A 23,069-nucleotide genomic window follows, 5' to 3' on the forward strand; every position below is an offset into this window, starting at 1 on the left:
AATAGGTTTTGAATAATATGAGATATTTACATAAAATAGGCCTGTTGTTGCCTCTTGTACTCCTTACATTGCATTCGTGTAAAACGACGAAAACCATAAGCGCAGGTGAGGCTGTAAGAAATCTTTCAGTCAGGCAAATCGTAAAGAGGCACTACAATAATACCCCCGAGTTTGAGACCGCAAGGGGTAGAATGAAAATAGACTACAGCAGTGGCGATGTGTCGCAAGGTGTAAATCTGAGCTTTCGGATCAAAAAAGACGAAGCTATTTGGTTGAGCGCTACGATGAATTTGGCCAAGGTGTATATCACACCAGAGCGAGTAAGTTTTTACAACAAGCTTGACAACACCTATTTCGATGGAGATTTCTCCTATCTGAGTCATTTACTTGGCACTGATCTCAATTTCAGTAAGATACAAGATATGCTTTTAGGGCAGGCCATGCTCGATCTAACCGACGGCGCCTATACTGCGGAGGTGGTAGAAAACGCATACCAACTCGTACCCAAAAGACAGACACAGTTTTTCGAGACCTTGTTTCGCATAGAACCCACTCACTTTCGAATAGGAAAACAGTTGCTCATAGATCCCTCGACACATAGAAGTTTGAGTATAGCGTATAACAAGTATCAAGAAGTGACTGGAGTTGTTTTTCCGGAAGAGGTCGATATTTTAGCACGGGAAAACGACAGAGAAACCAGTATACGGATAGCTTATAGGAATGTAGAAATCAATCGCGAAATCAGTTTCCCCTACAGTATTCCTAAGGGATACAAGGAGATAAAACTCGATAAAAAGTTGTAAACAGCATTATATGGTGACCCGAAGAATAGGATATTTACTTTTGATAACGGTCTTGATGCTATCTGTTTCTGCAGTGTACGGACAGAGTGACCAGCAGAGAGAACTGGAGGCTAAAAGAGCGCGTTTGCAGGAGGAGATCAGGCAGATCAACAGCATGTTGTCTAAGCAGCAGAAGGAACGGCAGAACGTAGTGACGGAGGTGGAAGATCTCAATCAGAAAATCAGAGTGAGACAAGAACTTATCAGGGTGACCAACAGACAGGCAAATCTGCTGAACCGCGAGGTAAACAACAATATGAAAAAGATAGATGATCTCCGGGAGGAACTGGAAGATCTGAAAGAAAACTACGCTGAAACGGTTCGACAAAGTTATAGGAGCAAGTCTAAACAGAGCAGATTGATGTTTTTGCTGTCTTCTCAAGATTTCTTTCAGGCCTATAAGCGCCTGCAGTATATGAAGCAGTATGCCGATTACAGAAAGGAACAGGGAGAATCTATAAAATCGACGACTGAGGAACTACAGGAGCTCAATAAAACCTTGATTGCACAGCGAAAGGAAAAGGAGCAGCTCGTAGCGGAAAACAAAAAGGAACAGCTCGCTCTTGAAAAGGAACGCAAGCAACAACAGGGCTTGATAGCGAGTATTCGTCAAAAGGAATCGCAGTACACTTCTCAAATCAAGAAAAAGCAAGAGGAGACCAAGGCCATCGATCGCCATATAGAACGACTTATACGCGAAGCCATTGCCGAGTCTAATAAGAAAGCAGGGAAGAGTGCGAGCAATGCCACCTTCGCTCTCACTCCGGAAGCTAAGGTAATAGCCAATAATTTTGCAGCTAATAAAGGGAAGCTGATCTGGCCGGTGGGCAAGGGAGTAAAAAGCAGGGGATATGGAGAGTATTCCGATCCTGTTTATCCTGCGGTAAAGAATTTTAACAACGGAGTTATTATCGCTACCGAAAGAGGAGAAAAAGCCAGAGCAGTATTTGGAGGAGAAGTATCGGCCATCATAGCCATTCCGGGAGCCAATAAGGCGGTTCAAGTAAGGCATGGTAACTATATAACTACTTATTACAACCTCGGGAGGATTTACGTTAAAAAAGGACAGAAAGTCTCCGCCAAAACCGAATTGGGAGAAATCTTTACCAGTCCTTCTACAGGAAAGACAGAACTGAAGTTTTTACTGTACCGCGATACCAACAGACTGAATCCGGAGGATTGGATCTACAGAATGTAAGAGGAGGTAGTCCTTTATCCTGTAATCACAGTTTTTGTTTTTTTGGCCATTTTCCTGTCCAGTACAAGTATACAGATAGAAACGGCAAATCCCGATATGGCCAGTCCAGCACCTACCCAGTCGGGGGAGGTGTAGGAGTAACCTGCTTGCAGCGGCAAACCGCCCAGATAGGCACCGACAGCATTTCCTATATTAAAAGCACCTTGCGTCAAAGATGATGCGAGCATTTCTGAGCCACGTGCGGCGCGTATCATCATCATCTGTATGGGAGAGGTAATCGAAAAGGCCAGAGTACCTACCACAAAGGTCATCAGTACTGCCGGAATTTTATAATGTGCTGCAAAGGTAAGAGTTACCAAGGCTATAGACATAGTTAGGAGCAGTACAGAGGTGGCATTGATGGGTGAAAACCGATCTGCCAGTCGCCCTCCAAATATATTTCCAAGGGTCATTCCCACTCCGGCTACCACCAGCAAATAAGTGATAGAATTGCTACTGAAGCCAGCTACATCGGTCAGTAAGGGTGCAATATAGCTATACCATGCAAAAAAACCTCCTGTACCTATAGCCGTCAGCAAAATAATGAGCCAGGGTTTGAGGTGGGTAAAGAGTTTCAGCTCTTTTAGAAAGCCGGCAGAAGGTGCTGCGGGGAGATTGGGCAACCAAAAGCACAGGGCGAGGACAGTGATGATACCTATGCCCGAAACAATGACAAAGGTGTATCGCCAGTCGATATGATGCCCTATATAAGTGCCTAAGGGGACACCCAGTATATTGGCTATGGTGAGTCCTGCAAACATCATAGAAACCGCTCTGGCTTGCTTACCTTCCAGAGCCAGCCTTCCGGCAACTACAGCGCCAATACCGAAAAAGGCACCGTGGGGCAAACCAGACAAAAACCTTGTGGAGAGCAGGGTGTAGTAGTCGGGTGCAAATGCAGAAAGGAGATTGCCTACCGTAAAAAACAGCATAAGCGCCATAAGAATTTTTTTGGGAGGATACTTCCCTGCAATAGCGACCATTAAAGGAGCGCCTATTACCACGCCCAATGCATAGGAAGATATAAAATGCCCTGCCATCGGAATGCTGATATTCAACGATTTGGCGATATCGGGCAATATACCCATCATCACAAATTCTGTCATTCCAATGCCAAAGCCTCCTATGGCGAGAGAAAGCAATTTTTTATTCATAGTAACGCTATTTATTACTGTTGTAAAACATCGAGACAACGTCTGAGCTGTCCTAAAAAGTTTTAAAGTTCTGTGGATGGTTAGCGATAATTGAAAGAAGCTGCAAAGTTACAAATAGAATCGAACACTAGTGTAAACAATACAATAATTTTAATAGGAGATACTTTGTGTTTGTTTTTTTACATTGAACAAAAAAGCTGGAGAAAAGAGATCAGTGTGTCTCATCTTAGTACTGTTGCTTTCATTTTCGTTTTCCAAAAGATTGTTACGATACATTTTATAAGTTTGTTGTGTTCTGTGACAATCAAACAAGTAGAGAAACTTCTAAAATGAAAAGAGATGAAAGCCGTTCAATTCAGAATTGCAAGACCCACCAATAAGCTTACGGAGGTCGTAAAATTTTATCAGCGAGGCTTGGGATTGGAAATGTTGGGGAAATTTGAGGGGCATTCCGGTTACGACGGAGTTATGTTGGGCATGCCCGACAAGACTTATCATTTAGAATTCACTCAACATATGGACAAAGCTCCTCTGCCTGAGCCCACAAAAGAAAATTTAATAGTTTTTTATTACGATAGCTCAGAAGAATATCGAAGAGCTAATGAGCGAATGCAAAGAATAGGGATAACGCCTGTCGAACCTGAAAACCCCTATTGGATAGGTAAAAGCCAAACCTATGAAGATCCAGATGGTTGGAGGATTGTTTTGTTCAACGGTGTTTACGAGCCATAGTTTTGCATAAGCCAGGTATTAAAAAGCCTTTACAAAGCTGATTTAAACTGGTCGAGGAAGCGAATATCGTTTTCGCTAAGCATTCTGATATCCGGAATTTGGTGTAGCAGCAGAGCGATGCGATCGATCCCCATACCAAAGGCAAATCCGGAGTATTCTGTGGGGTCTATTCCGCAGTTTTGCAATACGTTGGGGTCTACCATACCACAGCCCATGATCTCCAACCATCCCGTACCCTTGGTCATTTTGTAGTCGGTTTCTGTTTCCAATCCCCAGTACACATCTACTTCGGCACTTGGCTCGGTAAAGGGAAAGTACGAAGGACGGAGTCTGATCTGTGATTTTCCGAACATTTCCGTGGTAAAGTATTGAAGAGTTTGCTTGAGGTCGGCAAAGGAGACGCCTTTGTCTATATACAAACCTTCTACCTGATGAAAAAAGCAATGCGACCTTGCCGAGATTGCTTCGTTGCGGTATACTCGTCCTGGCGATATAGTCCGGATGGGTGGTTTATTTTCCTCCATATAGCGCACCTGTACCGACGAGGTATGCGTGCGCAAAAGGATATCGGGATCGGTTTGGATAAAGAAGGTGTCTTGCATATCCCTAGCCGGGTGATATTCCGGTAGGTTGAGCGCGGTAAAATTGTGCCAGTCGTCTTCTATTTCAGGACCCTCCGACACGTTAAATCCAATGCGGGAAAAAATATCTATAATTTGGTTTTTAACAATAGAGATGGGGTGCCTGGCACCTATGGGAGGGGCGGCCGCCGGTCGAGTAAGGTCGCCGTAAACACTAGCCGAAGAAGTCTTGTTTTCTATGGCTTCCTTGAGTTCATTTACCTTGTCTTGTGCAGCGATCTTTAGCTGGTTGACCACCTGTCCGAACTCCTTTTTCTGTTCGTTGGGAACACTCTTGAATTCGGTAAAAAAATCGTTTAAAACACCTTTTTTACCGAGGTATTTTATGCGAAAAGCTTCTATTTCCGAAGCGTCTTCAGAGTTAAATTGTCCTACAAGGGCGATGTGTTCCTTTATCTTCTCTATCATGGAGCTATTGTTGTTTTCAGGGCAAATTTACCTTTTTTTTGACTATTCGATAAATTCTTTTTCTATAAAATAGTTTACAATAGCCTCTTTCATCAATACCGATTGTTCTCCGGCCTTTAGGTGAGGTAATTGTTCTTTGATTTTATAGTGTGGCCATCCGTCGGCATCGATAAAGTCGAACTCGTAATAGCCATACGGCTCTAGAAGCCTACAAATTGCGATGTGCATCAGGTTTATCTTGTCGTCTTTCTTAAATTTTCTATTCAGTTGCCCGAGCTCCTGTACACCTATCAGGTAAATAACCGAGTCGAGATCGAGCTTGTCTCCGTCGGCAAACTTGTCAGACAACCTTTGGATAAGGATGTCCCATCGCTCTTTTAGTTTTTCGTCTCTTGACATAATTAAGTCTTAAAAAGGACAAAGTTACAAATAGAACTCGTGACGAGTATCCAGGAGTTGTAAAATCATAGTTTATTTGCATATATTTGATTGTATTAACAGAGTATATGAATTATTTAGATATCGCTATAAGTGTACTGCTGGTGTTTGGTGTGATCAGAGGGCTCTACAAGGGGCTTTTTGTAGAAATAGCATCCTTAGTAGCATTGATACTCGGAATATATTGCGCCATTCACTTTGCCTACGAATTAGGCGACTATATGACAGGATATCTCGATTGGGAGCTGCGGTATCTAAACCTGATGGCTTTTATTCTGATTTTTTGCGGGGTGATAGTAGCAGTATCTCTAGCGGGAAAACTATTGACAAAAATTGCGAGCTTTGCCGCTTTGGGGTTGCTCAATCGTATTCTCGGAGGCCTGTTCGGAGGCCTGAAAATAGTGGTGATACTCGCGGCAATCTTCATTTTTTTTGAAGCCACAAACAATGTGATGAGCTTTGTCAGCGCTCATAAAAAGCAAAACTCGGTGTTGTACGGTCCGGTAAAACAACTGGGGGAAACAATGTTTTCCTTGGTGTTGAAAGAAGGAGACAAGCCTTTGTGGGAAGACAAAAACTAACCGAATATTACTCGCCAACGCTTGTCGGTATATACTGAAATAAATTTGAGAGATTACTCAATCAAGGAATTAAATTTTTTATATTTATAGACCGAAATATAAATCATATCAACAATGAAAAAATTGCATTTATTAGCTTTGACTTTTATGTGTTTTGCTTTGTCGCCAACGGCTTCAGAGGCACAACTCCTAAAAAAATTAAAGAATAAGTTAGAGAAGAAGGCAGAGGAGGTTGTAAATAAAGAAGTGGATGGAGTGTTGGGAGATGATACGACTTCAGAAGAGGGCGTTAATGGTGAAAAGAGGTCTGAGGATCCTTTTAGTGCACTTCCGAAAACGGTATATGACTTTGTGTCTGGTGCCAAAGTTATTTTTGAGGACGATTTTTCGCAAGAAGCAGAAGGAAATATGGCTTCGCGGTGGACGAGCAACGGAACGGGAACCGTAGAAACCGTAGATGGTGTACCTGGAAAATGGCTCAGGGTATATCCTGAAAACACCTACAAGATAAAAGATTTAATGCCTATGCCGGAAAATTTCACCCTGGAATTTGACCTACTCACCCGAGCTGATAATTACAAAGATCTAGAAACTCCTGCCTTTGGTTTCGATTACAATAAGGGAGTGAGCAAGCATTATTATTTGGCTGCCCAAAACCCGATAAATGCAGATCTCTCCTATCAGTTTGGAAATATAGAATTTACTAGTAAGGAAGTGGGAAGCGACAGAAAAAGAAGTGAAATGGATTTTCCTATGTCGTACTTTGTAAATGATGTTATAAAAGTACAGGTGCAGGTTGAAGCAAGCCGAATGAAGGTCTTTGCCAATAAGTACAAGATACTCGACACCGAGATGGTCGATCCACATTCTAAAAAATACTTTTATTTTGCTTCAGATGGCAATAAACATTCCAGAATGTATATCGGGAACGTACGTATAGCGGCTATTGTAAAATAGCCTTCTAAAAGCATAAGATTTAAAAAAAACCGCCCCGGTTATTTCCGGGACGGTTGCTGTTTGGGCACGGGCAAATCAGTCGTGTAATATTTCCCTGATAAATTCTACTTTCCCCGACGCTACGTCGTAATAGCCTCCGGCTATACCGATCTCTCCGGCTTTGAACATCTCTTTGAGTACAGCGCTGCGTTTTAATATTTCATCCATAGTACGGATTACGTTGTGATGAGCAACGGCTTCTACAAACTCGGGAGCACCGGCATCTATTCCGGGGTTTTCCCGGCCTACCTCATCTACAGAGTTCTGCATCTTTTGGAGTAGCGCTGTAATATTTCCCATTTTTACATCCTTACAGGCGCTGGTTACAGCGCCACATTTGCTGTGGCCGAGCACTACGATCAGCTTTGAGCCTGCTACCTTGCAGGAATATTCCATACTTCCCAGAATATCTTCATTAATGATGTTGCCGGCAACGCGGGCGCTGAATATATCGCCCAGACCCTGGTCAAAAATAAGTTCGGCTGATGTTCGGCTATCTATACAGCTCAGAACAACAGCAAAAGGGAACTGGCCGTTTTTGGTGTCGTTTACCTGACTGAGCAGGTCGCGGTTCGCCCTGAGGTTCCAGACAAACCGCTGGTTACCTTCTTTGAGAAATTCTAAAGCCTTTGCAGGGGTTACGGTAGACTGGGTTTCTGCGGTATGTGCTTTCATAGGTATATTGTTATGTGTTGTGGAATATGTTACTCTACTTTGTTATTTGTCATTGATTAATTCTGAGATTACCTCCTTGTGAGAAGTACTACCTTTTTTTGTGGTAGAAGACATGATATTGTGTTCTACGATAACCCTGTTCAGGGCGTCGTCGTTAATGTTATCATTACCAATACGGTACGCATCCTTAAACCCGATCAATACCAGGTCAATGTTCTTTTCGGGAGCGGTAAATTCCTTAAACTCCTCTATAAGCGACAGTATATCGTGAGCGATGTATACCGTATCGGAGGCATCGATAACGACTTTCGATTTTTCCGGCAGATGGCTCAGGGTGAGTTTTATGGCTGCTTTGTTCAGGAAGGATATTTCCTGAGCCAGATCGATCCGGATTAGGTCTCCGCTCTCATATTTCTCCTTGCGGAAAAAATAAGCCCTCTTGATGTTCCCCCTGAGGATAAACAGCACGCTGATAAGCATTCCTAGAGCCACACCTTTCAATAGGTCGGCAAAGACTACCGCAATAAAGGTGATGATAAACGGAATAAACTGATATTTTCCCTTTTCCCAAAAGTGTCTGAAAACAGCGGGTTTGGCCAGCTTGTAACCGATGAGCAGCAATACAGCCGCAAGTGTGGCAAGGGGGATTTTGTTCAGTATTACAGGGATAGAGAGCACACAGGCCACCAGCAGTATACCGTGTATAATGGCCGACATCTTGCTTTTTGCCCCGGCGTTGATATTGGTAGATGTCCTGACGATGACCGTGGTGATGGGAAGCCCTCCTATCAGTCCGCAAGCCACATTTCCCAACCCTTGTGCCTTCAGCTCCCTGTTTGCGCTGGCGTATCTCTTTAAGGGGTCGATACGTACCGAGGCCTCCAGGTTGAGCAAAGACTCAATAGAAGCAACAACGGCTATGGTAATGGCAGTGGTCCAGACCTCGGGGTTGGTAATGGCCCCGAAACTGGGTAGGGATATTATCCCTTGTAATTCTTCTATCGATTCGGGAACAGGTAGGTTTACAAGGTAATTGGAGGTCGTTGCAAGGCTGCTACCCGAAAGGATAAATATTTCGTTGAGCAGCGTTCCGGCAATAACAGCTACCAGTGCCCCGGGCAGCAACTTCAGTTTTTTCAGGACGGCTATTTTTTCCCAGGCGATCAGAATCGCCAGTGAAACGGCGGTAATGATGATCACCCCAGGTTTTATATTGCCAAAAGAAGCGATGAGATCTGTAAAAATGGCCAGGCCCGATCCTATTTCTACATCAGACCCCAACGCCTTAGGAACCTGTTTGAGGAATATAATAGCCCCTATACCGGCGAGCATTCCCTCGATCACATTGGAAGGAAAGTAATTGGAAATGGTTCCGGCCTTGATAAGCCCGAGAACAACCTGAATAAGTCCGGCAAGAACTACGGCCATGAGGAAAACTTCAAAGGATCCTAGGTCGGTAATGGCTACGAGTACTATGGCCGTAAGCCCGGCCGCAGGGCCGGAAACACTTACGTGTGACTGGCTTAGGTAGCCTACAACAATACCCCCCACAATACCGGAAAGGATTCCGGAGAACAGTGGGGCGCCCGATGCCATGGCAATGCCAAGGCATAAGGGTAATGCGACAAGAAACACAACAAGCCCTGCCGCAAAATCTGATTTCAGATTTGCGAATAACGATATCTTCTCTCTCATGAAAGTATTTTTTAAAATAAAACGATAATGTGATACTTACAGAACTTATGCAAGCAGATAGATAGAGTCCTCCAACTCGATACAAGCAGATTATTATATTTTTAAAAAAGTTTGTTTACCTGTTCTTTCAAGACAGTAAACACCCGTGTCGTGCAACACGACAGCATTGATATGAGCAATAGAGGACAAGGAAAACTACGGTTGTAGTGTTTCCATAGAGAATTAAGAAAATTCAGGGGGTGGACAGAATTTGTCTGCAAGCCAAGAAAGATGAAGGTTTTCTATATACACCATATTGCCTTTCTCCGACATAAAAAATGCCAGAAATGGAGTGTCGTACATACTTTTACCAATACGATCGTCCACAACCTTGATGGTTTCCTTGGTCTCTTCTTCTGTAGCCGAATAGAACAGGGAAACATCTGCATCCTGTTCGATTATGATAATCACAGTAGGGGTAATGATAAACAACCCGAAGATGACAATCAGGGAGATGGCGATGTTTTTGTATGTAGACTTTTTTAATCGCAATAAAAAATAGCGGTATTACAATATACAACTACAAAATTACGAGTAAAATATTATTGTTTGTTAAGGAAAAATTAAAACTGGCCTATTCAGAAGCCTTTTTATTAATTTATCAAAATATTACGGGTGCTTTTATGAGATTAATAATGCCTTTAACTTCAATTCAATATTCAATCTAAGAGAGATAGCGATTAGCGCGATTTATCCGAAACAGAAATTGTAAATTTGTGAAAACACTGAGAGAATGACCAGAGAAAAAACCGCTCTTAATGCTGTTTGGTTCAGCTTGCTGAGCAATGCTGCACTTGCTTTGATCAAAGGGATAAGCGGTATAGTAGGTAATTCACACGCTCTTGTTGCCGATGCTATAGAGTCGACTGCCGATGTGTTTTCTTCCTTACTGGTTTTAGTGGGCTTGAAGTATGCCAATAGGCCGGCAGATGAAAATCATCCATACGGACACGGAAAAGCGGAGCCCCTGCTCACATTTGTCGTTGTGGGGTTTTTAATGATTTCAGCCACTTTTATCGCTTATGAAAGTATCAGGAATATAGGGCGACCACACGAATTGCCAAAACCTTTTACCCTGGTCGTACTGGGGGCTATTATTCTGTGGAAAGAAATATCCTATCGCATAGTGATACGAAAGAGTCGCGATACCGGTAGCAGCTCGCTCAAAGCTGATGCCTGGCACCACAGAAGCGATGCCATTACCTCTGTGGCGGCATTTATAGGGATCTCTATAGCGCTTTTTCTAGGTGAAGGTTATGAGGCAGCAGACGATTGGGCGGCATTGTTGGCTTCGGCAGTTATAGTGTATAACGGATATCTTATTTTTCGTCCCGCATTAGGGGAGGTGATAGACGAGCAATTGTATGAAGATCGTATACAAAAGGTGAGAGAAATAGCCAGTAGAGTAGATGGAATAATGGGTACCGAAAAGTGTTATGTGCGGAAAACGGGAATGAAATACAATATAGACCTGCACGCTATAGTCGATGCAGAAATTAGCGTGAGAGAAGGGCATAAACTAGCTCACGACCTAAAGAATGCCCTGCAAGAAGAAATGCCCGATACCGAACATATACTCATTCACATAGAACCTTATGAGGGAGAAGACCGTACTACAGAAACGATTTCTCCCTACAAGTTCAGTTCTCGCGAAGACTTATAATTCGTCAATGCTCTCTGCAGATAGCCAGCCGGTTTTGCCGTCGGCCAGTTGTATGTGTTTCCAGTTATTGAGGGTTTCCAATACCTGCACTTTGGTACCCTCGTGGAGTTTGAAGATATTTTCGCTGCGGTTGTTGGGTTCTGAGCGCACCTCAACCTCCTTTGCAAATACAATGGCATAGCGCGTATTGCTGATCTCGTGGTATTGAGCGTAGGCGATATAGATGCTGCTGAGCATGGCAAAAACCACGACTATACTGGCCACAAAAAAGATTCTTTTCTGAATGGGAGAACGCTTGTAGTAATACAGCAGAAATAAAAGTGCGGAAATAAAGGCGAGTACAACAGCTACAGTACCCCAGCTGTTGTAGTGAAAGCGGTGTATAAGGCGTTCAGTAAATTTAGCAAACCCCGATTTTGGCAAGACTTCAATAACATCTATAGTCCTGTTTTTGGCAAAGGCGAGGTTGTTTTTGATATCCTGATCGTCGGGAGAGAGCAACAGCGCCTTTTCGTAATAGTAGATACTTGCCGCAATACTGTCCAGCTTGTAATAGGTGTTCCCCAGATTGTAGTAGAGCGAAGCGGAGTGCTTTCCCGCTTTGAGTACGGCCTGATAGCTCTCTGCGGCCTCGCTGTATTTTCCTTCGTTGTACAGAGCAGAACCTCTGTCAAACAGGCTGTCGGGAGAGCTGTCTTGTGCAAATACGAATCCGTAGAAACAGAGCAATAGTATCGCAGCGACAATATCTTTTGTCACAGTGCTTACAGTGGGGTAAAAACCTCGCTTGTTATATGTTTTTCCAGTAGTCATCCCGCGTTGCTTTAAATCTGTTTGTCCATTTTGGAAATCACCGTAGCCGCCTTGTCGTAATCCTGCTGCATAGCCACTTCCGAAGCAGGAGTGTATCGCGCCAGTTCGCAGCTTTGGAGCAAGCCGATAAAACCTTCTATATTTTCGTTTTCCACTCCCTTTTCACGTAGTATTTCGGTGATTTTTTCCTTGCTGAATTCGGAGGTTTCAATATTGATTTTCGCTTTGAGATAGTTGTGCAATGCTCTTTCGAGAGCGACGTAAAACTCTTCTTTTTTGCCCAAAGCTTTTTTGGCTGCAGACAGGTGTTTTCTGGCCAGCTTGTTGGCCTTTCTTATCTTGTTGCCCTCCACATCGGCCTCGAATTCCTGTTTTTTCTTGACGACCACTATGGCCATAGGAATAAGCAGGAAGGGGAGTAGCAGTAAGGAGAAAAACCAAGTGGAGGGAAAGAAATCATCTCTCGTAATCCCTACCAATGCCGGAGATAGTTTGATAAACTTGAATTGACTTCCGGTGGCTAGTACCTGTTGTTTTACAACTCCTCCCTGTACAGGAGCGGTAGAAGCGGAAGGCATGGGGCCATCGGTAACCTGAATTGAGGTCGCTTCCGACTTGAGTGTTTTGTAGCTTTGGCTCTTCGGGTCGAAATAGGAGAACGACAGCTCGGGTATGGTATACGTTCCTTTAAATTGAGGAACTACAGTATAGCTGTTTGAAACACTTCCCGACATACCGGAGAGCGATGTAGATATATTTTCTTTAAACTCAGGAGTGTATACCTCCATAGAGTTCGGAAGTTCGACTTCGGGAAGGGAAAACAATTTAAAATTCCCTTTACCGCGAACTTCAACCTTCATTTGGAGCGATTCGGAGGCCTTTAGTGTATTTTTGGAAGAGGTGACCTTAAAGTCGAACTGCCCTACTGCCCCGCTAAATCCGGCGGGTTTTCCGTTTTCCGGAAGGGGTTTTACGTTTAGGGTTCTGTTGCCGGCCGAGACAGTTTTATGTGCCTGAGTATACATTCGTCTCCCGAAAAAATCCCGCTTGTTGGTGGGCACATCTATGGTGACATCGAGAGACAAAGGCTCCAAGGTCAGTTTGCCATCTTTTTGAGGATAGAGTACCACCTGCTTCAGTACCACATACCGATAGGGCTTGCCCTTGTAGGTGCTGTTTTGCATTTCGTAGCGGGTGATATCTATTTCCTGACTCCAGAAATTGTTGTAACTGGGATTGTCGAGTGCTCGGAAATCGGATACGTTGGTGTCGGGACTTATGTAGAGTTTGTACACTAAAGTAACGGCTTCATTGAGATAAGGATTGTCCTTGGAGAGCTCGGCAACGAGATACAATTTACCCTCCGTAAGGCTGGTTGGGGCATCGCCTTCGTCGCTTTGAGCTACAGAAGCCGTGACCTCTACATCGATAGGCATTGTTTTGTACACATCTCCGTCGATTTCTATGGTAGCCTGCTTAATGGTAAATTTACCCTGGCTTGTAGGTGCCAATATATAAGAGTAAGTCTTGGAAAAACTCTTTTTTCCGTTTACCCATGAATGGCTTATCGACTGATTGGGACCCATTACCACAGAGAAGCCGTCGAATGAAGGAGGGCTAAAGTTGTCTCCGTCTTTACTCATGGTGAAGTCTATCCGCAGTCTTTCGTTGACCCCCAAAACACTCTTGCTTACCTTGGCCTCAAACTGTATGTTCTCCTGTTGAGCCAGTCCGCTCCACGAAAAGAGAATCAGTAGAGGTAAAATAACAATATGTTTAATAGTATTCATAGTTCTATCGTCTCATTAATGGTCTGGATAACACAGCATTTTTCCCGACTACCAGTCCTTTTCTGATGAGGTCTTGGCTTTACTGGCTTTTTTGGCATTGATCCTGTCCTGAACTCTTTGTTCTTCCCTACCCATAGCCTCCAATAGCGCTTTTATTTGCTGAGGAGACAATTCGCTTTTTCCTTGCTGTGGCGCTCCCTGACCTTCTTCTTTGGGTTCACCTTCTTGTTCTTTATCTTGTCCGTTCTGAGCTGATTCTTCGTCACCTTTGTCTCCCTGTTGTTCTTCATTATCTCCCTGTTCTCCTTTGTCTCCCTGTTCATCTTGATCTTCCTTGTCTCCTTGATCACCCTGATCACCCTGTTCTTTGTTCTGATCCTGTTCTTTACTGTCTTTGTTATCACCTTGATCACCTTGATCTTTGTTCTGCTCCTGTTGATCTTTGTTCTGCTCTTTGTTGTCGTCACCTCCGCCTTTGTTCTGATTTTGCTGATTTTGGTCTTGCTGGTTCTGGTCGTTTTTCAGCATTTCTTTGGCCAGGGCAAAATTGTACCTCGTCTCTTCGTCGGAGGGATTGTTGCGAAGGGCTTCTTTATAGGCTTCTACGGCCTTTTGATATTCCTTATTTTTCATAAAGACATTCCCCAGATTGTGATAGGCTTGGTGTTTTTTCTCTTTGCTATCTGCAATTTCACCGGCCTGTTTGTATCTGGAAAAGGCTTCTCCGAGATTTTCTCTTCTGTAGTACGCATTCCCGAGATTGTATCGGGCGGTAGCATTGTCTGCATTTTTTGAAATAGCTTCTCTGTAACTTACCTCGGCATCTTCAAATTTATCGGCATCTAGTTCAGCATTGGCCTTGTACAAGAGTTGTTCCGATTCTCGTATCGCCTTGTCTCTCTTCTGGTCTTGTGCTTGCTGTGCTACAAGATGGTGGCCGCACAATAGGGCGAGTAAAGTGAGAGCCATAAGTAGACCCCTGCTGTAAAAGCGACGATATGTATAAAAAAAGCTGTTCATTTTGACATTCATTTAAACTTAAAATTCAAATGCGTTTCGGTCGCTATACGTGATTTATCCTTCACTCTTTTCGTTAAAGAGATTGAGTTTTCTCAGCCAGGAGGTTTTGCGCTCCAGGAAAAGAAGGTCTAAAATTAAAAATAATAAAGCGGCAGCCAAAAACCATTGAAACTGACTTTTATAGTCGGCAAACTGCTTTGTTTCGTATTCTTTTTTATCCAAATTTCCGAGATAGTCCTTCATAAAGTCCATAACCTCAGCAGTGTTGTTGCCGTTCATATAAGCACCTTCGCTGTTGTCGGCTATCTTTCGCAGGGTCTCTTCGTTCATATGGGTAATCACGACCTCGCCCTGCCTGTCTTTCTTGTAGGTTTCTGTAATACCGTTTTTCTTTATCGGTATAGGACCTCCTTTGGTAGTTCCAACTCCTATGGTTACGACTCGTATTCCCTTTTGTTTCAGCGCTTCCAGCGAGCTTTCTATACTGCTTTGATGATCTTCTCCATCCGATACTACAACCAGAATTTTATTGGTCTGCGCTTCATCGTTAAAATAGTCTGTCGCCATATTTATGGCTTCACCTATTGCGGTACCCTGAGACGACAACATATCGGTATTCATGCCCTGTAAGAACATTTTGGCCGCTGCGTAGTCGGTGGTGATGGGGAGTTGGGGGAAAGCTTCTCCAGCGTATGCAATAATCCCTATACGATCGCCGGCAAGCTGATCTATAATGGAAGAGATTAGTCGTTTTGATTTTTCAAGACGGTTGGGGGTAATGTCTTCCGCCAGCATACTTTTTGACACATCGATCGCAAAAACGATGTCTACCCCCTCTCTCTTTACCGTTTCCAGTTTGCTGCCTATTTTGGGGTTTACCAGGGCTGTGATAAGTGCTACAAAGGCGAGCAATAGCATCAGCAGTTTGAGCAAAGGTTTAAAGGTAGAGGTTTCGGGACTGAGCTTTTTCAGCAGTTCTGCATCGGCAAACCGTCGCTGTGTTTTCTTTCTCCATATCTGGAAAACAACAAAGAGCAGTACTATCACCGGGATGATAGCCAGCAGGTAAAAATATGTCTTTTCTTCCAGTACGTACATTTCTGTCAATAATTTTGGCCTTACACCTTACAGCGATCTGCTTTGGAGTAAGCCGGATACAAATTACACAAAACTCCTGAATACTGTATAGCGCAAAAACAATTCAAGGAACAGCAATGTTCCTGCCAATAGTACCAGTGGGCGGAATTTTTCGTCGTAATTATAATATTTAAACTCTTCTATCTCGGTGGTTTCGAGCTGGTTGATCTCCTCGTAAATCTCTTCCAGTTTCTTGTTGTCGGTAGCTCTAAAGTACCGTCCTCCTGTTTCCTTGGCGATATCTTTGAGCAGTTTTTCGTCTATTTCTACCTGTTGCATACCGTAGCGAAACGAACCGTCTGGATTGTAGGCTATAGGGGTCATGGCCATACCGTTGGTTCCCAGTCCTATGGTATAGGTTTTTATATCGTATTCCTTGGCCAGTTCGGTAGCGGTAAGGGGTTCTATCACCCCTGTGTTGTTTACTCCGTCGGTGAGTAGTATGATTACTTTGCTTTCGGCTTTGCTGTCTTTGAGACGATTTACAGCTGTTGCCAGCCCCATGCCTATAGCTGTCCCGTCGCGAAGGGATTCAAAATCGAGATTTTTTAAGGTGTTTAGCACCAAAGGCTTGTCACTCGTCACTGGAATAGGAGTATAGCTTTCTCCGGCATAGGCCACCAGTCCGATGCGGTCGTTAGGACGATTTTCGATAAACTCTGCAACCACCTCTTTGAGTGCTGCGAGCCGGTTTGGTTTCAGGTCTTTGGCCAGCATACTAGACGAGAAATCCAGAGCCATCACAATATCGATACCTCTTGTCGTTTTGGTTTTGGAGGTGACATCCATGGTTTGCGGCCGCGCCATGGCAGTGATGAGTAGTGCAATGGCAAGCAGGCGAAATACAAAGAGAAGAGGTTTGAGTTTTGGCAGTAGTGAAGCCTGACTCTTAAAACCCCGTGTTGTCGATATTTTAAGCGGGGAAGTGGCCCTCTTGCGCTTTAGTATATACCATACGATGGCCAGAGGAAGCAACAAGAGCAACCAGAAATACTGCGGATTTGCAAATTGAATATTCTCCAGCATCTTATTGGTTTTTAAAATCTATAGAGTTGACTATCCTTTGCTCGATTTCAGAAGCGTATCTGTCGTCTCTGTGATATACTATAGTGAGCTGTTCAAAAGCTCCTTTTTCGTTAAAATTGAGAATGGCGTAATTGGCCTTTACTGTTTTTTCGTTTTCCGTATCGACGATGATGTCCATACTTCCGAAGATCTTAACCCCTTTGGCTCCCGAGGGAGTGGTGATTTCCTCTTGTTTTACGAGCATGTTTTTGGCTCCCTGTTGCTCTAGGGTAGCTATGGCACCCTGTATAGCGTCTTCCGGATTGAATTCCACCCCCTGTCTGAAAGTGGTCACACTTGCCGAAATGTGAAAATTGCCCATCAAACTGCCATAGGTAAAGGTTTGATTAGTGCTCACCACCTCTTTCATAGCATCCGGAAGATCGATTTTAGTTCGCCGAAGCGCTCTAGGTGTTTCGACGATTATAGCGGGATAGCCGTATTCGCTATTTACCCATTCACCGTGAAGCAATTCACGAGTAGGATGCCCGAAAACTGTATCTTTTACTCGATGGTATCCGTAATATGCGGTAATTCCTCCAGCGATGAGCAACAGTATACAGCCCGCGGCTATACCTAGGGTAAGCTGTCTTTTTTTGCGTCGTTTGCGTTCTAGCTCGGCCTTATAGGCCTCCTGCTGTAAGAGTTCTTCTTTGGTGGGTTCGGGAATGGCTTCCTTGGTGCGAACCACCACATTTTCTATAATCTTTCTGTCTTCTTCTGCCACCTGAGTATCTGGTCTGGAACGTGCAAATTTTACGAGATCGGCTTTTTGAAGTACAGCTTTGAAATTGTCGATGGTGTTTTTCTCCAGGTTTAGCTTGCCAGCTTGCTGTAGCATTTCGAGTTTGGCAACCAGCTCTTCGGTAGTACTTTCCATAGCCGAAATGTGTATTTCCTCTTCGAGGTACTCTCTGACTATTTGGGTGAGTTCTGAATAGTATTCTTTGTATTGAGACTGTATGAGATATCGCGATTCTTCCAGTTTTTTCAAACCGAGCAGTGCGCGGTCAAAAGGGGGCAGTAGTGCTTCTTTTTCCTTTTCACTGAGGGGCTTTTTTCGGATAAAAAACCAATAGATTACCGCAGCTATTACCAGTGCTCCCAACACCCCCCATAACAAGTATTTAACCCAAGCGGAATGGCTTCCCGAAACCTCCTGTATCGCTTTGATGTCGTACATTTTTTGTGAAGTTGTATCGACCACTACGTCGTTTACAGCAATCTGGAGCGAATCGGTGTAAAACTCTTTGTTGTTTATTATAATTTTTTGTCGAGGCAGCGTGTAATGTCCTGAATCGAATTGGGTCAGGGCGTATTTCCGAATGAGATCGAAACGGTCTTTAGTTCGAAAAGTGTCAATATCGGTAGCCTCTACCATTTCGAGAGGGCCAAAGGTTTGCCCTTCGGGAAATACGACTAAAGCAGTGGTATCGGCCTTTACTGCTATCTCGAAATGCAACTGCTCACCAATTTTTATTTCTGTAGTATCGATAGATGAGGATACGCTAGGGGCTGCCTGACTCCGCATTGCGGAAGGACACAGAAAGAGCATGGCAGCAAACAAACCACTTATTACAGCGATAAGGCTGTGCTTTTTTTTCATATCCTCCGAATTTCTACTCATAATATATCTCAGTCTCATTGCGGACCTACCGGTCATTTTTACGCTCGTCTTTTAAAATATCCCAACAGTTTTTTTACATAACTTTCATCTACGCGGTTGTGTAGTACACCGGCTCCGTTTTTGGTAAAGGAGTTGTGAAAGTAATCTACTCGTTCTTTGTGATATGCAGCATAGCTATTGCGCACTTTTTTCGATGCGGTATTTACCGTGATAAGTTCTCCGGTCTCCTCGTCTTCTGCTTCTATCATACCCAGATTGGGGAGGGCTTCTTCGTGTTTGTCGTAAATCCTGATTCCGGTGATGTCGTGTTTTTTACTGGCAATTCGCAATGTGCGATCATAGTCCTCATCTACAAAGTCTGAAAGGATAAATACTATAGCTCTTTTTTTTAAGACATTAGAAAGAAACTTAAGCGCTTCTTCTATATCGGTTTTTTTACTTTGGGAGCGGAATTCCAGCAGCTCTCGGATAATGCGCAATACGTGCGATCGCCCTTTCTTTGGGGGGATGTAATGCTCCACCCTGTCTGAAAAGAGAATAAGACCTATTTTGTCGTTGTTCTGAGTAGCGGAAAAAGCCAGGGTGGCTGCAATTTCGGTGACTACCTCGTTTTTGAACTGCGAAGAGGTACCAAAGAACTGACTTCCACTAATGTCGACCATAAGCATCATGGTGAGCTCTCGCTCTTCTTCAAAAACCTTTACAAAAGGCTCGTTGTAGCGAGCGGTGACATTCCAATCTATGTTTCGTACATCATCGCCAAATTGGTATTGCCTTACCTCGCTAAAGGTCATACCCCTCCCCTTGAAGGTAGAATGGTATTCTCCTCCAAAGATATGGTCAGACAACCGCCGTGTCTTGATCTCTATTTTCCTTACTTTTTTAAGTAACTCTTTAGTGTCCATACGCTCCGGAAAGAGGTTTGCAACAAAATGCCCCACAAGGGCGATGTAGCATCCTTTTTAATTTTTTAGATCTCGATACTGTAGGTTTGGCAGAGATCAGGGGACTTCCACTTCATTGACAATCTTATTGATAATATCTACCGAAGTGATATTTTCCGCTTCCGCTTCGTAGGTAATCCCGATTCTGTGGCGAAGTACGTCGTAAACTACGGCTCTTACATCTTCGGGAACTACGTATCCACGGCGTTTTATAAAGGCGTAACACTTGGCAGCTGTGGCCAGGTTGATACTTCCACGAGGGGAAGCGCCAAAACTCACAAGAGGTTTCAGCTCAGATAAGTTGTATTTTTCGGGATATCGGGTAGCAAAGATGAGGTCGAGTATATACTTCTCTATTTTCTCATCCATATACACCTCGCGTACCAATTGTTGGGCACTTAGTATTTGCTCCAGCGATACCACCGGATTTATCTTTTCAAAACTTCCTTTCAGATTAGCTCTGATAATGAGTTGTTCTTCATCGAGTTTTGGGTAATCGATAACGGTTTTTAGCATAAACCGGTCTACCTGTGCTTCCGGAAGGGGGTAGGTCCCTTCTTGTTCTACGGGGTTTTGCGTTGCCATTACCAGAAAAGGCTTGTCTAAGATAAAAGTGTCGTCACCTATGGTTACTTGCTTTTCTTGCATGGCCTCCAGTAAAGCGGATTGCACCTTGGCCGGTGCCCTGTTAATCTCGTCTGCGAGCACAAAGTTGGCAAAAATAGGCCCTTTCTTGATGGAAAAATCGTTTTCCTTGATATTGTAAATCATGGTTCCCACTACATCGGCAGGAAGCAAATCGGGGGTAAACTGTATTCGGCTGAACGATCCGTGAACGGCCTGAGACAAAGTGTTTATGGCCAGTGTTTTGGCCAGCCCGGGCACTCCTTCCAAAAGGATGTGCCCCCTGCCTAAAAGACCGATTAAAAGGCGTTCTACCATGTGCTTCTGCCCTACGATAACCTTGTTCATCTCCAGGGTGAGTAAGTCGACAAAGGCACTTTCTCTCTGGATTTTTTCATTAATTAAACCAATGTCTGAAGTCTTGTTATCTTCCATCGAATTATATTTTGCGCCGTGAATATACTAAACCTGATTGTTATGATGCAAATTGAAAAATTAATTTCAAACAGGGGAGTTAATTAATAGTTAAAAAATAGAATAGTACGCTGTGAATAACACAGCCTTTGCAAAAATTATGATAATTTAACGGAGATGGGCGATTCTGTTGAAAATATAGCAGAGAGGGGTTCAGATATCTACTAGTTCTCCTTTGCCACTATCGCATATTTTGTACTGCTTTCGAGAGATTCGATTCGGTGTCAGACAGTAAGCTGTTAGGAGTCAGTGTGTTTGGAAAAACACCGGAACTTTTAATATATTGTTTACAGTCGGCTAGGGAATAAAGTATTATTTTTATACGGAAATGCGATATAAGCCGGACTGTCAAATGGTATTTAAGCCCGGTTTTCACTTTTGTACTCCATCCAACACGATAAAAAGAACCGAAATATAAAACTGAGACAGTTTTTATAAACACTGTAATTTTAATAGTATGAGTGAAGAAAAAGAACAACGCACTGCTTTGATTACCGGTGCGACTAGTGGTATTGGGAGAGCTACAGCTCAAATTTTTGCCCGTCACGGAATCCGCCTGGTGCTCTGCGGGCGAAGACAGGAACGCTTAGACAATTTGAAATTGGAATTGTCGGGGCTTACCGATGTACACACCCTGCAATTTGACGTGAGAGAGAAAAACGAAGTTTTTGAAGCGATTGGCAGCCTGCCAGCACTTTTTTCGGAGATCGATATCCTTATTAACAGTGCGGGTAATGCACACGGTCTCGAACCCATGCAAGAGGGGGATGTGGACGACTGGGACGCTATGATAGACGGAAATGTAAAAGGGCTGTTGTACGTGTCTAGAGCAATACTCCCACAGATGGTACAGAGAAAAGGCGGACACATTATCCACGTGGGTTCTACTGCAGGGAAAGAAGTGTATGCCAACGGAGGGGTGTACTGTGCGAGTAAACACGCCGTAGACGCCATTAGCAAAGGAATGCGCATCGACCTGATTTCTCACGGGGTAAAGGTAGGGGCTATTCACCCGGGAATGGTGGAAACGGAATTTAGTAAAGTGCGCTTTAAAGGCGATACAGAGCGGGCAGATGCCGTATACCAAGGCTTGAAACCACTTAGCGCAGAAGATGTAGCCGATGTGATATATTTTATGGTCTCCAGACCAGCTCACGTAAATATAGGCGATGTAGTAGTACTTCCCCTTGCTCAGGCGTCTTCTACGGTAAGACATCGGGAGTAAGATTGTCTTTTGAGTTGTATTAATCTGTAAAACGAAAACCTATAGTCGGTTAGCTCGGCATTGTCATGATCAATAAACGCCTGTTAGTAAAAAACCTCCTAGCTCATAACGACGAAAACAGTTTTTATGACAAAAAGAGGTTTGTCAATATCGGAGAAAAAGAAGGGAAGGCTAAATTCTTAAAGCACGTTTGCGCCCTAGCCAATTCAAACCCTGAAAACAATTCCTTTATTGTAGTGGGTGTGGAAGACGAAGACAACGAGATTGTAGGAACCGATTTTTTTGACGATAGCAAAATACAAAATCTGGTCAATGCCTATCTCGACAATCCACCTCTTATTTCCTACGAGAATGTGCCCTTCCCACATCTTCCCGAGGGAAAAGTAGTGGGATTGGTGACGATAAGATCTACCGGAAAGTTGTGTTCGCTACGCAGAAATATATGGAAGTATTACGGAGGTGCGGTGTTTTTTAGAGAGGGCAGTATGAGTATGCCGAGGGTATTTGATACCGAGCTTAAAAACACCAATTCGGCAGTGGTGGCAGAGATAGAATTGCACGCACAAAACAATATCGAGCTCACCCTAAACGGGGTAATCGATTTTTTATACGAGAGACATCGCGATTTGGAAGGGCATTACAAGGTGTTTAAAGAGCAGTTTGTGGTCTGTTGGGCAGGGGTGACCAAAAAGGTGAACGAAAGCGGAAACAAGGCAGAGGACAAGGTGTATTACTCCCGGGTGGATATCGAATTGATCAACGAGCAGGTAAGACTGTTTTATTCGGCCTTAGACGAGGTGGAAATCAGAGTGAATGAACACGAGTTTTCTACCACCGAATACGTGCAGTTGGGATTGAACGACCACCAAAAGTACTATCCTCTAGAAACTGTGACGATCACCTTCAACGACAATGGGTCGTACAAGATAGACAGCACGCTTATCTTCGATCCGCCGGAATACGACAGAAAGGTGTTACACCATGTGTACAATACCAATAATGTGCTGCTGCAAAAATTGAAAAAGGGAGTGCCGCTCAATGCGAATGAGCGCAAGGATATAGAAAACCTTCCGGCTACTTATCTCATCTGTGCATTAAACGGCTTTGACGATGCAAAGGAAAAGTTGGAACAACACAGAGAAGTGATAAAGGCCTACAACCGCGAGATATACGCATCGCTGAAAGAATCGCTGAGGGTACTCAGAAAAGTGAAATACAATTAAGGAGGATAGAGGTGTTTTGCCACTGT

22 protein-coding genes are annotated in these 23,069 nt (G+C 43.7%); 8 read left to right on the forward strand and 14 right to left on the reverse strand.

Translation table 11 applies throughout. The features are described 5' to 3' along the window. The first annotated feature begins 17 nt into the window (after nucleotides 1-17). Both ACYZZR_RS06775 and ACYZZR_RS06780 read left to right on the forward strand, forming a co-directional pair. Nucleotides 18-803 (forward strand): DUF4292 domain-containing protein, encoded by a 786-nt coding sequence (locus ACYZZR_RS06775; protein WP_461533243.1) that lies wholly within the window; start codon nucleotides 18-20, stop codon nucleotides 801-803. A gap of 10 nt (nucleotides 804-813) precedes the next feature. Then, nucleotides 814-2,040 (forward strand): murein hydrolase activator EnvC family protein, encoded by a 1,227-nt coding sequence (locus ACYZZR_RS06780; protein ID WP_461533244.1) that lies wholly within the window; start codon nucleotides 814-816, stop codon nucleotides 2,038-2,040. 14 nt (nucleotides 2,041-2,054) lie between these two features. Here the strand turns inward: ACYZZR_RS06780 and ACYZZR_RS06785 are convergent, their stop codons facing one another. Then, complete coding sequence (locus tag ACYZZR_RS06785) at nucleotides 2,055-3,233, reverse strand: MFS transporter (RefSeq protein WP_461533245.1); 1,179 nt, start codon at nucleotides 3,231-3,233, stop codon at nucleotides 2,055-2,057. Nucleotides 3,234-3,572: 339 nt separating this feature from the next. Here ACYZZR_RS06785 and ACYZZR_RS06790 point away from each other — a divergent pair, with 339 nt between their 5' ends. Further along, a complete protein-coding gene (locus ACYZZR_RS06790; RefSeq protein ID WP_461533246.1) occupies nucleotides 3,573-3,965 on the forward strand; it encodes a VOC family protein in 393 nt (130 codons plus the stop codon). 29 nt (nucleotides 3,966-3,994) lie between these two features. On the opposite strand, the gene pheS is transcribed toward ACYZZR_RS06790, so the two are convergent. Further along, nucleotides 3,995-5,014, reverse strand: a complete 1,020-nt coding sequence (pheS, locus tag ACYZZR_RS06795) for a phenylalanine--tRNA ligase subunit alpha (protein ID WP_461533247.1) — start codon at nucleotides 5,012-5,014, stop codon at nucleotides 3,995-3,997. 42 nt (nucleotides 5,015-5,056) lie between these two features. Beyond that, on the reverse strand, nucleotides 5,057-5,413 hold the full coding sequence (locus ACYZZR_RS06800) for a hypothetical protein (protein ID WP_461533248.1): 357 nt from the start codon (nucleotides 5,411-5,413) through the stop codon (nucleotides 5,057-5,059). A gap of 107 nt (nucleotides 5,414-5,520) precedes the next feature. Between ACYZZR_RS06800 and ACYZZR_RS06805 the strand changes: the two genes are divergently transcribed. Both ACYZZR_RS06805 and ACYZZR_RS06810 read left to right on the forward strand, forming a co-directional pair. Continuing rightward, entirely contained in the window at nucleotides 5,521-6,033 is a 513-nt protein-coding gene (locus tag ACYZZR_RS06805) for a CvpA family protein (RefSeq protein WP_461533249.1), read from the forward strand. A 114-nt stretch (nucleotides 6,034-6,147) separates the two neighbouring features. Further along, nucleotides 6,148-6,990 carry a hypothetical protein gene (locus ACYZZR_RS06810; RefSeq protein WP_461533250.1) on the forward strand — a complete coding sequence of 281 codons (843 nt, stop codon included), beginning with the start codon at nucleotides 6,148-6,150 and terminating at the stop codon, nucleotides 6,988-6,990. 75 nt (nucleotides 6,991-7,065) lie between these two features. On the opposite strand, the gene ACYZZR_RS06815 is transcribed toward ACYZZR_RS06810, so the two are convergent. The 3 genes from ACYZZR_RS06815 to ACYZZR_RS06825 form a co-directional block, all read right to left on the reverse strand. After that, nucleotides 7,066-7,704 (reverse strand): carbonic anhydrase, encoded by a 639-nt coding sequence (locus ACYZZR_RS06815; protein WP_461533251.1) that lies wholly within the window; start codon nucleotides 7,702-7,704, stop codon nucleotides 7,066-7,068. Nucleotides 7,705-7,746: 42 nt separating this feature from the next. Further along, nucleotides 7,747-9,399: a SulP family inorganic anion transporter gene (locus ACYZZR_RS06820; protein WP_461533252.1), complete on the reverse strand. Its 1,653-nt coding sequence runs from the start codon at nucleotides 9,397-9,399 to the stop codon at nucleotides 7,747-7,749. A gap of 222 nt (nucleotides 9,400-9,621) precedes the next feature. Next, entirely contained in the window at nucleotides 9,622-9,930 is a 309-nt protein-coding gene (locus tag ACYZZR_RS06825; RefSeq protein WP_461533253.1) for a hypothetical protein, read from the reverse strand. A gap of 241 nt (nucleotides 9,931-10,171) precedes the next feature. On the opposite strand from ACYZZR_RS06825, the gene ACYZZR_RS06830 reads away from it, so the two are divergent. After that, entirely contained in the window at nucleotides 10,172-11,101 is a 930-nt protein-coding gene (locus ACYZZR_RS06830; RefSeq protein ID WP_461533254.1) for a cation diffusion facilitator family transporter, read from the forward strand. Here the strand turns inward: ACYZZR_RS06830 and ACYZZR_RS06835 are convergent. From ACYZZR_RS06835 to ACYZZR_RS06870, 8 genes are all read right to left on the reverse strand, one after another. Beyond that, nucleotides 11,096-11,914: a tetratricopeptide repeat protein gene (locus ACYZZR_RS06835; RefSeq protein WP_461533255.1), complete on the reverse strand. Its 819-nt coding sequence runs from the start codon at nucleotides 11,912-11,914 to the stop codon at nucleotides 11,096-11,098. The two genes, ACYZZR_RS06830 and ACYZZR_RS06835, sit on opposite strands and share 6 nt — an antisense overlap. A gap of 11 nt (nucleotides 11,915-11,925) precedes the next feature. Then, nucleotides 11,926-13,704 carry a BatD family protein gene (locus ACYZZR_RS06840; protein WP_461533256.1) on the reverse strand — a complete coding sequence of 593 codons (1,779 nt, stop codon included), beginning with the start codon at nucleotides 13,702-13,704 and terminating at the stop codon, nucleotides 11,926-11,928. 48 nt (nucleotides 13,705-13,752) lie between these two features. Continuing rightward, entirely contained in the window at nucleotides 13,753-14,673 is a 921-nt protein-coding gene (locus ACYZZR_RS06845; protein WP_461533257.1) for a tetratricopeptide repeat protein, read from the reverse strand. Nucleotides 14,674-14,778: 105 nt separating this feature from the next. Further along, a complete protein-coding gene (locus ACYZZR_RS06850; RefSeq protein ID WP_461533258.1) occupies nucleotides 14,779-15,822 on the reverse strand; it encodes a vWA domain-containing protein in 1,044 nt (347 codons plus the stop codon). Nucleotides 15,823-15,885: 63 nt separating this feature from the next. Next, nucleotides 15,886-16,887, reverse strand: a complete 1,002-nt coding sequence (locus tag ACYZZR_RS06855) for a vWA domain-containing protein (RefSeq protein ID WP_461533259.1) — start codon at nucleotides 16,885-16,887, stop codon at nucleotides 15,886-15,888. A gap of 1 nt (nucleotide 16,888) precedes the next feature. Beyond that, the gene (locus tag ACYZZR_RS06860) at nucleotides 16,889-18,532 is read right to left on the reverse strand and encodes a hypothetical protein (protein WP_461533260.1); all 1,644 of its coding nucleotides are present in this window, start codon (nucleotides 18,530-18,532) and stop codon (nucleotides 16,889-16,891) included. A gap of 59 nt (nucleotides 18,533-18,591) precedes the next feature. After that, nucleotides 18,592-19,458, reverse strand: a complete 867-nt coding sequence (locus ACYZZR_RS06865; RefSeq protein ID WP_461533261.1) for a DUF58 domain-containing protein — start codon at nucleotides 19,456-19,458, stop codon at nucleotides 18,592-18,594. 96 nt (nucleotides 19,459-19,554) lie between these two features. Continuing rightward, nucleotides 19,555-20,556, reverse strand: a complete 1,002-nt coding sequence (locus ACYZZR_RS06870; RefSeq protein WP_461533262.1) for an AAA family ATPase — start codon at nucleotides 20,554-20,556, stop codon at nucleotides 19,555-19,557. A gap of 496 nt (nucleotides 20,557-21,052) precedes the next feature. On the opposite strand from ACYZZR_RS06870, the gene ACYZZR_RS06875 reads away from it, so the two are divergent. Both ACYZZR_RS06875 and ACYZZR_RS06880 read left to right on the forward strand, forming a co-directional pair. Beyond that, nucleotides 21,053-21,820 carry an SDR family NAD(P)-dependent oxidoreductase gene (locus ACYZZR_RS06875; protein WP_461533263.1) on the forward strand — a complete coding sequence of 256 codons (768 nt, stop codon included), beginning with the start codon at nucleotides 21,053-21,055 and terminating at the stop codon, nucleotides 21,818-21,820. A gap of 65 nt (nucleotides 21,821-21,885) precedes the next feature. After that, complete coding sequence (locus ACYZZR_RS06880) at nucleotides 21,886-23,043, forward strand: DUF5929 domain-containing protein (RefSeq protein WP_461533264.1); 1,158 nt, start codon at nucleotides 21,886-21,888, stop codon at nucleotides 23,041-23,043. Nucleotides 23,044-23,069 lie beyond the last annotated feature (26 nt).

This window comes from Sinomicrobium sp. (assembly GCA_029266035.1).
Taxonomy (GTDB): Bacteria; Bacteroidota; Bacteroidia; order Flavobacteriales; family Flavobacteriaceae; genus Sinomicrobium.